At 60.9% G+C, this 9,208-nt stretch carries 9 protein-coding genes and 2 pseudogenes; 4 read left to right on the top strand and 7 right to left on the bottom strand.

The features are described from left to right. Positions 1–4: 4 nt before the first annotated feature. Positions 5–448, bottom strand: a pseudogene (locus tag B2W70_RS16810) (DDE-type integrase/transposase/recombinase); the annotation flags it as partial. A gap of 12 nt (positions 449–460) precedes the next feature. Further along, complete coding sequence (locus B2W70_RS16815; RefSeq protein ID WP_286747414.1) at positions 461–1,087, bottom strand: hypothetical protein; 627 nt, start codon at positions 1,085–1,087, stop codon at positions 461–463. 379 nt (positions 1,088–1,466) lie between these two features. Between B2W70_RS16815 and B2W70_RS16820 the strand changes: the two genes are divergently transcribed. After that, positions 1,467–2,627 carry a chromate transporter gene (locus B2W70_RS16820; RefSeq protein WP_286747416.1) on the top strand — a complete coding sequence of 387 codons (1,161 nt, stop codon included), beginning with the start codon at positions 1,467–1,469 and terminating at the stop codon, positions 2,625–2,627. Between the two features lie 26 nt (positions 2,628–2,653). After that, on the top strand, positions 2,654–3,109 hold the full coding sequence (locus B2W70_RS16825) for a chromate resistance protein ChrB domain-containing protein (RefSeq protein WP_286747418.1): 456 nt from the start codon (positions 2,654–2,656) through the stop codon (positions 3,107–3,109). A 190-nt stretch (positions 3,110–3,299) separates the two neighbouring features. On the opposite strand, the gene B2W70_RS16830 is transcribed toward B2W70_RS16825, so the two are convergent. From B2W70_RS16830 to msuE, 4 genes are all read right to left on the bottom strand, one after another. Beyond that, a complete protein-coding gene (locus B2W70_RS16830; RefSeq protein ID WP_286747420.1) occupies positions 3,300–4,307 on the bottom strand; it encodes a bile acid:sodium symporter family protein in 1,008 nt (335 codons plus the stop codon). Between the two features lie 130 nt (positions 4,308–4,437). Beyond that, positions 4,438–5,463: a methionine synthase gene (locus B2W70_RS16835; RefSeq protein WP_286747421.1), complete on the bottom strand. Its 1,026-nt coding sequence runs from the start codon at positions 5,461–5,463 to the stop codon at positions 4,438–4,440. 53 nt (positions 5,464–5,516) lie between these two features. Beyond that, complete coding sequence (locus tag B2W70_RS16840; RefSeq protein WP_286747423.1) at positions 5,517–6,530, bottom strand: DUF1852 domain-containing protein; 1,014 nt, start codon at positions 6,528–6,530, stop codon at positions 5,517–5,519. 56 nt (positions 6,531–6,586) lie between these two features. Next, positions 6,587–7,180: an FMN reductase gene (msuE, locus tag B2W70_RS16845; RefSeq protein ID WP_286747425.1), complete on the bottom strand. Its 594-nt coding sequence runs from the start codon at positions 7,178–7,180 to the stop codon at positions 6,587–6,589. A 132-nt stretch (positions 7,181–7,312) separates the two neighbouring features. Here msuE and B2W70_RS16850 point away from each other — a divergent pair, with 132 nt between their 5' ends. Continuing rightward, positions 7,313–7,462: a hypothetical protein gene (locus tag B2W70_RS16850; protein ID WP_286747426.1), complete on the top strand. Its 150-nt coding sequence runs from the start codon at positions 7,313–7,315 to the stop codon at positions 7,460–7,462. Between the two features lie 159 nt (positions 7,463–7,621). Here the strand turns inward: B2W70_RS16850 and B2W70_RS16855 are convergent, their stop codons facing one another. Beyond that, positions 7,622–8,506: a LysR family transcriptional regulator gene (locus tag B2W70_RS16855; protein WP_286747427.1), complete on the bottom strand. Its 885-nt coding sequence runs from the start codon at positions 8,504–8,506 to the stop codon at positions 7,622–7,624. 447 nt (positions 8,507–8,953) lie between these two features. Between B2W70_RS16855 and istB the strand changes: the two are divergent. Next, positions 8,954–9,208: pseudogene (gene istB / locus B2W70_RS16860) on the top strand (IS21-like element ISAav1 family helper ATPase IstB); the annotation flags it as partial.

Raw genomic sequence — 9,208 nt, forward strand, 5'->3', positions numbered from 1 at the left:
CTTAGCGTGCTTTATTTTCCGTTTTCTGAGGCGACTCCTTGTCGGTCGGTTTGCCCGGTCGGCTGAAGTCCAGCTCAACGCCACGCTCATACGCCCACTTGTCCATGGCCTTGGAGATGAACTCACTGCCGTTGTCGGTCTTGATCGTCCTAGGTTGACCTCTGTGGCTTGCGATGCGGCTGAGTACTCGCACGACATCCTCGCCCTTCAAGCTCTGGCCCACCTCTATGGCCAGGCACTCCCGTGTGTACAGGTCCACAACAGTGAGCATACGAAGCTTGCGTCCGTCAAACAGGTTGTCGGCCACGAAGTCCATGCTCCAGATTTCGTTGATGGCATGTGCCACCTGTTTGGGCTGGCGCAGCTGAGCGGCCTTGTTCCTTTTGGGCCGTTTCAGCCGTAGCGACAACCCTTCATCCCGATAGAGGCGGTGGACCCTTTTGACGTTGTCAGGGTGCGGTCAACCAGACCTGCGGCGCTTGCCGGTGCCGAGTGCGATGTCGCCTGGCGCGCGTGTGCGTTCAAGCACCATCTTGAGTGTCTGGGTCTCCGCCCTGAGTGTGGTGATCTCCGTTTCCCGTGATCTCAGGGCATCGACGGCTGCCTGGCGTTCATTGAGCGCCTGATGCTCTGCCTGTCTGGCCTGAGCTAGCGCTGCCTGCGTTGCATCGTGAAGAACCTGGAGGCGAGTCAGGGCTTCCGTGTGACCGAGCGCCTCCCTCCGGTTTTGTTGTTCTGTTTGTGCCAGTTGAGCCCGCAATGACTCTGCCAGCTTTCCAGCCTTGGCCCTGGCCTGACGCTCCTGCTCAATTTCGATCAATGCGCGCTTCTCAGCGGCCAAAGCACGGGCGTCGGCGGCTTGCGTTGCCTCATGCGTTTTGGCCAGTTCTGCATGAAGCCCCTCCTGGGCCTGTACAAGCTGGGCATGAGCGCCTGCAAGCTGAGCTTGCAACTCCTGCACTAGGGCCTGTTTCGCGGCAAGCTCCTGGCGCAAGGAGGTCAACTCAGCTCGCGACTGGCTTGATTCGTCTTTTTGGGTACGGAGTTCGGCGTGAGATTTTTCCGCTTCGTCCTGGGCTGCAAGCATCTGTTGCCTGGCTTGCTCGGGGTGATCTCGGTTTCGGTGCAGTGAGTCCCGCTTTTGGGTTAGGGTAATCCCGATATGCTGTGGCTGAGGTGCGGCTAAAGCGCCCGCCCTTTGCACGCAACCGCGGCACGAACTCGTGAACAGATGCTGTCGCGGTGGGTGATAGACTCCCGACGCGGGGGTAAGAGCGGTCCTCCCCGCAAGCACAAGACGCTTAGCGTCCAAGCACTGCTCCTGACCATGGGCTCAAGCCCAGGTAGGAGTTCGTCTTGAAAAGGCCAATAAGCCTCGCGCGCACTTTCAGTCTTTCACTGATTTCAGCTTTCGGTGCTGACTTCTCTTTTTTGTCAGCAGCATTTGTGATGCCTGGAGGTGCTCAATGAGCGGCCCTAGTTACTCACTCTGGCAAGTCGTTGCCTACATGCTGCGTCTGGGCACCATCGGTTTTGGTGGCCCTGTGGCACTGGCGGGCTACATGTATCGCGACTTGGTCGAGCAGCGCCGCTGGATCAGCGATGAGGACTACAAGGAAGGTATCGCCCTGGCCCAGTTGATGCCAGGGCCCATGGCCGCGCAACTGGCCATCTACCTGGGCTACGTCCACTATCGCACCCTGGGTGCCACCTTGGTTGGCATCGCATTCGTGCTGCCGTCTTTCCTGATGGTGGTTGCCTTGGGATGGGCCTACACCCGCTTCGGTGGGCTGACCTGGATGCAGGCCACGTTCTACGGCGTGGGCGCAGCCGTCATCGGCATCATCGCCATGAGCGCCCAGAAGCTCACCACCAAGAGCCTGGGCAAGGACAAGTTGCTGTGGGCGATCTGGGCTATCACAGCCACCACCACCATCATCACTGAGTCGGAAATTGCGTCACTATTCATTGCCGCAGGTGTGACGGTCTGGCTATGGCGTACCAAGTGGCGACCATCAGCCCGGCTTTCGTCGAATGCTGCAATGGCGCTCGTGCCTGCGATCCCCGCTGTAAGTGTGTCACTTACCACTGACCCGGCCATCCTGACGCAAATCGGGGTGTTCTTTGCCAAGGCTGGCACCTTCGTGTTTGGTTCGGGCCTGGCCATCGTGCCGTTCCTTTACGGCGGGGTGGTTCACGACTTTCACTGGCTCACTGAGAAGCAGTTCGTTGATGCGGTGGCCGTGGCCATGATCACACCAGGCCCAGTGGTCATAACGGTGGGCTTCATTGGCTACTTGGTCGCGGGCCTGCCGGGTGCCTGCGTGGCCGCATTGGCAACGTTCCTTCCCTGCTACCTGCTTACCATCGGGCCTGCGCCTTACTTCAAGAAGCATGGCAAGCGACCAGGCTTGCTGGCCTTCATCGACGGGGTGACGGCTGCGGCCGTGGGCGCGATCACCGGGTCGGTCGTGGTGCTTGCCAAACGCTCGCTGGTTGATCTGCCCACCATCCTCACGGCGCTGGTAGTGGTAGCCATTCTGTGGCGTTTCAAAAAAGTTCAAGAGCCTTGGATCATCCTGGCCGCTGCATTGGTGGGCATGGCCTTGTTCCCTTTCCGTCACTGATGCCGTTTGCACAGAGGAGATTGACCATGAAATGGGTGACACGAGAACGTCCCAAGATCGACCGGATTGCATGTCCGTGGCTGATCCAGCGCTTCATTGATCCTCAAGCTGAGTTTCTGTACGTGCCAGCCAATCAAGTGTTAGCGACAGCAGTAAGCCAAAGCGCCACACCCTATGACATCCCCGGTGTGGAGATGTCGCATGTGGGCGAGCTGTGCAGCTTCGACGCCTTCCTTCGGAAATACGAGTTGAGCGATCCAGCCCTGCAGCAATTGGCCACCATCGTTCGAGGTGCTGATACCGACCGGCTTGACCTCACTCCGCAATCAGCGGGGCTGTATGCCTTGTCTCTGGGCCTGTCGCGCAAGTTTGCCGACGATCACGAAATGTTGAGTCACGGCATGGTGATGTACGACGCTCTGTTTGCCTGGTGCCAATCTTGCCAAGGCGAGACGCACACCTGGCCACAAGGGATGGCCTGAGTCAGTGCCGGTGCGTACGATACGCAGCCGCTGGCGCATCTGGATCGGGTGAGTGAGCGGCACTGCGGCTCGTTCGTGGAGTAGAACGCCTGTCTTGCCGAGTGCTGCCGGTCTTTGGTCAGTGTTGTTGCGGCAGCACCTTCTTGTGGCCGTCGGGCAATGGGAGGTACTGCCCGCTCGCTCGTGCTTGTCAGTGCACCACCTCACCCCGCTCCGCATAGCGCCTGGCCATCACCGAGCACACGAACAGCTGCAGCTGGTGGTAGAACATGATGGGCAGCACCAGCACCCCCAAGGCCGGGTTGCCGCCGAACAGCAGCTTGGCCATGGGCACGCCCGAGGCCAGCGTCTTCTTGGAGCCGCAGAACACGGCCACGATCTCGTCTTCGACCGGGAAGTTCAGGGCCTTGGCGATGCGCTTGGTCAGCCACAGAAAGGGGAACAAGAACAGGCACACGCCCACGGCCGTCATCGCCATCAGGCCCAGGCCATGCTTGCTCCACAGGCCATCGGCCACCGAGTCGCTGAACGAACTCAGCACCAGCAGCAGGATCACGGTGCGGTCGACCTTGGTCGTCCAGGGTTTGACCTTCTGGAACCAAGCCCCCACCACCGGGCGCAGCAACTGCCCCAACACGAAGGGCAACAGCAACATCTTGGCCACCTTGAGCATGGTGTCGCCCACGTCCATGGCCTGGCCGTCGGCCGCGCCACTGAACACCAGGCTGGCCAGCAACGGCGTCAGCACCACGCCCAGCAGGGTCGACAAGCTGGCGTTGAGCACGGCCGCCGCCACGTTGCCACGAGCCATCGCCGTCATCGCCACAGACGATGACACCGTGGACGGCAGCACCGCCAGGTAGAAGAAGCCCAGCAGCAGGTCGTGCGGGATGTGGCGGCCCACCAGCGCATTGAGCGCGAACCACCACAGTGGGAAAAGCGCGAAGGTGCTGATCTGCACCGTCAGGTGCAGCTTCCAGCGCGAGGCACCGTGTTTGAGACTGTCGGTGCTAAGGCCCATGCCGTGCAGGAAGAAGATCAGGAAGACGCCAATGTCCCCCACCACGTCCAGGCGCAGCAGGCCACCGGTGCGGCCCAGGTCCGGCGCCACCGATGCCAGCAGCACAGCGCCCACCATGCCCATCAGGAACCAATCGATCGCTCCACGCTGGAGATGGCGGCCCGCCATCCTGCTCATGGACCCCATCGGCTTCAAACCCTTCACCATTTCGAACTCACCACGTCATGTCTTCAAAAACAAAGGTCGCGCCCGCAGCGCAGGCGCGACCATCCCCATCCACAAGACCCCGGCTGGAAGGGGCCGGCGCTCAATTCGAGGCCAAGCGCGCCTTGGCCAGCTTCGTGCCCTCGGCCAGGGCTCGTAGCTTGCGCTGAGCCACCTCCCGCGACATGGGCGCCATGCCGCAGTTCGTGCATGGAAACAGCCGCTCTTTGGGCACAAACTGCAAGGCTTGGCCGATGGCGTCGGCCACTTCCTCAGGCGTCTCTATCACATCGGTGGCCACATCGATCACGCCTACCAGCACATCCTTGCCCTCCAGCAGCCGCAGCAGCTCAAGCGGCACGCGCGAGTGCATGCATTCCAGGCTCACCTGGTCGATGCTGCTTTGGGCCAGCGCTGGAAAAACGGTTTCGTACTGACGCCATTCATCGCCCAGGGTGCTTTTCCAGTCGGTGTTGGCCTGGATGCCGTAGCCATAGCAGATGTGCACCACGGTCTTGCAGCTCAGGCCTTGCGCGGCGCGCTCCAGCGCCTTCACGCCCCAGTCGGCCACGTCTTTCATGTAGACGTTGAAGGCAGGCTCGTCGAACTGGATGATGTCCACGCCATCGGCCTGCAGCGCCAGGGCCTCCTGGTTGAGCAGCTCAGCGAAGGCGAAGGCCATCTTGGCTTTGTCACCATAGAAGCGGTCTGCCACCGTGTCCACGATGGTCATGGGGCCAGGCAGGGTGAACTTCAGCTTCTTCTTGGTGTGCGCGCGCGCCAGTTGGGCCTCGAAGGCGTGCACGCGGCCCTTCAGGCGCAACTCTGAGACCACCTGCGGCACCATCGCGTCGTAGCGGTTGTCGCGGATGCCCATCTTCACCTTGTGCTCGAAGTCGATGCCCTCGACCTGCTCCAGAAAGCCGTGCACGAAGTGCTGGCGCGACTGCTCGCCGTCGCACACGATGTCCAGCCCGGCGTCTTCCTGGGCCTTGATCCACAGCAGGGTCGCATCGGCCTTGGCCTGCAGGAGCGCATCGCCTTGCGCCGCCCATTGGGGCCAGAGCTTGTGGGTTTCGGCCAGCCAGGCGGGTTTGGGCAGGCTGCCGGTGATGGAGGTTTCGAACATCGAGGGGGCTTTCAAGGCAAACGAGGTGGGTATCGGGGCTCGGCTCAGGCCATTCAGGCGGCCTGAGCAAGTTCAGCGCGTTGGCCAGGCTGGTCAAACTGGGCGGCCCACTGCGCCAGGATGTCCTGGTGCGGTTGGATGAAATGCTCTTGCGTGAACTTGCCCTGCTTGACGGCCAACTGGCTGCGCTCCACCCGGTCGTAGACGATCTGCGTCAACGAGTAATCGTCGTAGCTCAGGCTGGGTTGATACACCTGGCCTGCCACCGAGTTCGCGTTGTAGATCTCGGGGCGGTAAATGCGCTGGAAAGTCTCCATCGTGCTGATGGTGCCGATCAGTTCGAGATCGGTGTAGTCAGCCAGTAGGTCGCCAAAGAAGTAGAAGGCCAAAGGGGCCACGCTCTTGGGCGGCATGAAAAAGCGCACCTGCATCCCCATCTTCGCGAAGTACTGGTCGGTCGATGACAGCTCGCTTTGCTGGTACTCCACGCCCAGGATAGGGTGCTCATTGGCCGTGCGCCGGTAGGTCTTGCTGGTGGCCACGCTCAGGCAAATGACCGGCAACTTGCTGAAGCGTTCCTGGTAGGTGCTGGATTGGACGAATTGTTTGAATAGCTTGCCATGCAGCACGCCGAAGTCGTCCGGAATGCTGAACTGCGCCCGGTCGGCGTTGTACTCGGGCAGCACGACACTGAAGTCGTAATCGCGCACATACGACGAGAAGTTGTTGCCCACGATGCCGTCGATGCGTCGGTTCAGTTTCTTGTCGACGATGTGGGTGTGCAAGATCTCGATCAGCGGAAACACCGCGCTGGTCTGCACGCCAATGTCCATTTCGACCGAGACGATCTCGAGCTCGACCGCGTAGCGATCACCCGTGGGGTTGTCCCAATGCGCCAGGTCATTGAAACGGTTGTCGATCATCTTCAGCGCTCTGCGCAGGTTCTGCTGCCGGCTCTCACCACGCGCCAGGTTGGCGAAATTGGTGGTCAGGCGCGTGCTGTCTGCCGGTTGGTAGTTCTCATCGAACCAAATGCTTTGGAGGCTGAACGTGAAGGCGTTGCTCATGACGGCGTTCTTTGCAAGGAGTCAGGTGTGAAGGGCGGCGGAGAGCGTCGCTGGTTTCAAGCAGCGAGCATCTGCTCGGCTACTGATGGCAGCGCGTCACGGAGGCACTGGCGGGTCAATTCGAGCAGCGGCACGGCGCGTTGAACGGCCAACCTGGCGCGCTCGATCACGGCCTCGTCGCTCAGACGTCGATCCACGAAATCCTTGTCGGTGGCGTAGACGCCCAGCGGCAAGGTGCGGGCCTGGAAGAAGCTGAACAGGGGGCGCAGTTGGTGGTCGATCACCAGGGCATGGCGCTCGCTGCCGCCATTGGCGGCCAGCAAGACGGGCGTGTCGATCAGGGCGTCTTGTTCGATGAGGTCGAAGAAGTGCTTGAACAAGCCCGTGTACGAAGCGCGAAACACCGGGGTGGCCACGACCAGCACATCGGCCTGCTCGACGGCGGTCAGCGCCTGCGACACGGCATCGGGCACCTGGGTGCGCCAGACCGCGCCCGTGAGTTGCGGCGCCAGCAGGCCCAGATCGACCAGGCGTGGCTGGCAGGGCATTTGTTCAGTGATCAGATTCAGCAGGTGCTGAGCCAGGCCTGCCGATTTGGAAGGGCTTTGCAGTGCGCCGGAAACCGCCACCACGCGGAGAGGTCGTGTCATGGTTGCTTTCGTGTGGAGTGATGCAAGTGGCGCCATGGTATTGAGTTGAGCCAATGACGTAAAATGGTCTTTTCTCACCAATGCATGAGAAATATTCATTCAACTTTGAGTCGCGACACCGGAGCATCGAAGATGCCCCCCACCGTCGAAGGCAAGCTGCTGCCCGGCGGACATGACAAGGTGATGCAGCATTCCTGCGGCGCGCCGTGGTCGGGCGAGGTCATGGGGGTTTCGGCTGCTGCTGCCACAACTGGCGCAAAGACGTTGGCTCTGCTCGCCTGATCGAGATCAGCAGGCGCGAGAATTTCCACCAGAGAACGCGTTGCGGCTGCGTCCATTCACGGCGCAATACCAGCCTGCACCACTCGCTGAGCGGCAGAGGGCACATCCAACTGGGCGTGAAGTTCTACGGCAACGACGATTCGACAACCTGCTGAGGTGTCAGGCCGAGCGACGCGCCAGCTCAATGAAGGCCTGGAGGTAATCGATGTTGGTGTCCGCCTCGCGCACACCCAGGTGGATCTGCTTGCCGATGCCCTTGGGCCCCAGGCGCACAGCCACCACGTCCATCCTTCTTGCGTACTCTTGCACCAGCCAACGCGGCAGCGCCGCCACGCCCCGGCCACTGGCCACCATCTGCATCATGATGTCTGTGGTCTCGATGGTCTTGTGCCGATTTGGCGCAATGCCTGCAGGCATCAAAAACTGTGTGTAGATGTCGAGACGGTCGGTGGGCACCGGGTAGGTGATGAGCACCTCGTTGGTCAAGTGCTTGGGCTTGACGTGGGCCGCGCCCGCCAATGGGTGATCGAAAGGCACCACCAGCACCTGCTCGTAATCAAACACGGGCTCGAAGTGCAGGCCGGGTTTGTGCAGCGGGTCGGGCGTGACGAGCATGTCGATCTCGTAGCCAAACAGCGCGCCGATGCCGCCGAACTGGAACTTCTGTTTGACGTCCACCTCCACATCGGGCCAGTCGGCCAGGTAGGGCGACACGATTTTGAGCAGCCACTGGTAACAGGGGTGGCACTCCATGCCGATGCGCAGTGTGCCGCGTTCGCCTTGTGCGAACTGGCGCAGGCGCTCTTCGGCCAAATCGAGTTGTGGCAGCACGCGGTTGGCCACTGCCAGCACGTACTGCCCTGCCTGAGTCAATCGCAGGCTGCGGCCCTCGCGCAGCCAGATGTCCGTGCCCAACTGCTGCTCCAGCTTCTTCATCGAATGGCTGAGTGCAGATTGCGTCACGCACAGCACATCCGCCGCTGCGGTGAGCGAGCCTTGCTTTTCGACCTCCTGGACGATGGCCAGGTGAATGCGCTCCAACACGATGAATGAATAATGCTCATGGATGCATTAATAGTTTCCATTCTATTTCATGTCGAATCATTCGTGAACGCTCGCCTGTTGATGGCTTGACCGGCCCACCTTTGACCACCGACGGCGCCACCAAGCCGCAGGCAGAGAGGCAAGTGCCGTCACTCCATGCAACGCTACACCGCTGTAGGTGGCGGGCTGCTTCTCGTCGTTCCGACACCCTCGTGAGGCTGCGGCCCTGCCAGATCGCAATGTCACTCAAAAATCGGGTGCATAAATTGCAAATGCGAACGATTCGCATTATCATGATGGTGCACTTCACCCCCATGAGAAGGAAGCCCGATGTTGATACACGCCTTGTCAAGTAAAGCTCAGACAGAAGCTTTGCATCACTTGCCGATGGCGTGTCACCTCGACGCCGTCGATGAGACCGGCATGCAAATGGCGGCTGCCGGATGGCGCTTCTTCTCGACCGTCGAGCTGGTCAATCTGCTGGAGGCCGAGAAAGCTCAAGGTAAGGCCGGGCAACTGGCACATCGGCTCATGTACGTGGATCTCGTCATCCTCGACGAGATGGGCTATTTGCCCTTCAGTCAAGCCGGTGGGGCCTTGCTGTTCCACCTGCTGTCCAAGCTGTACGAGCGCACCAGCGTGGTCGTCACCACCAACCTGTCGTTCTCGGAGTGGGCCAGCGTGTTCGGCGACGCCAAGATG

Origin of the sequence: Aquabacterium sp. UBA2148, assembly GCF_002328915.1 — a bacterium.
Classification (GTDB): domain Bacteria; phylum Pseudomonadota; class Gammaproteobacteria; order Burkholderiales; family Burkholderiaceae_C; genus Aquabacterium; species Aquabacterium parvum.

Excerpts from the sequence above, each read along its gene's own strand:
- B2W70_RS16840 (WP_286747423.1), bottom strand. The coding sequence starts at position 6,530 with ATGAGCAACGCCTTCACGTTCAGCCTCCAAAGCATTTGGTTCGATGAG.
- B2W70_RS16850 (WP_286747426.1), top strand. The coding sequence starts at position 7,313 with ATGCCCCCCACCGTCGAAGGCAAGCTGCTGCCCGGCGGACATGACAAG.
- B2W70_RS16825 (WP_286747418.1), top strand. The coding sequence starts at position 2,654 with ATGAAATGGGTGACACGAGAACGTCCCAAGATCGACCGGATTGCATGT.
- msuE (WP_286747425.1), bottom strand. The coding sequence starts at position 7,180 with ATGACACGACCTCTCCGCGTGGTGGCGGTTTCCGGCGCACTGCAAAGC.
- B2W70_RS16830 (WP_286747420.1), bottom strand. The coding sequence starts at position 4,307 with ATGAGCAGGATGGCGGGCCGCCATCTCCAGCGTGGAGCGATCGATTGG.
- B2W70_RS16820 (WP_286747416.1), top strand. The coding sequence starts at position 1,467 with ATGAGCGGCCCTAGTTACTCACTCTGGCAAGTCGTTGCCTACATGCTG.
- B2W70_RS16815 (WP_286747414.1), bottom strand. The coding sequence starts at position 1,087 with ATGCTTGCAGCCCAGGACGAAGCGGAAAAATCTCACGCCGAACTCCGT.
- B2W70_RS16835 (WP_286747421.1), bottom strand. The coding sequence starts at position 5,463 with ATGTTCGAAACCTCCATCACCGGCAGCCTGCCCAAACCCGCCTGGCTG.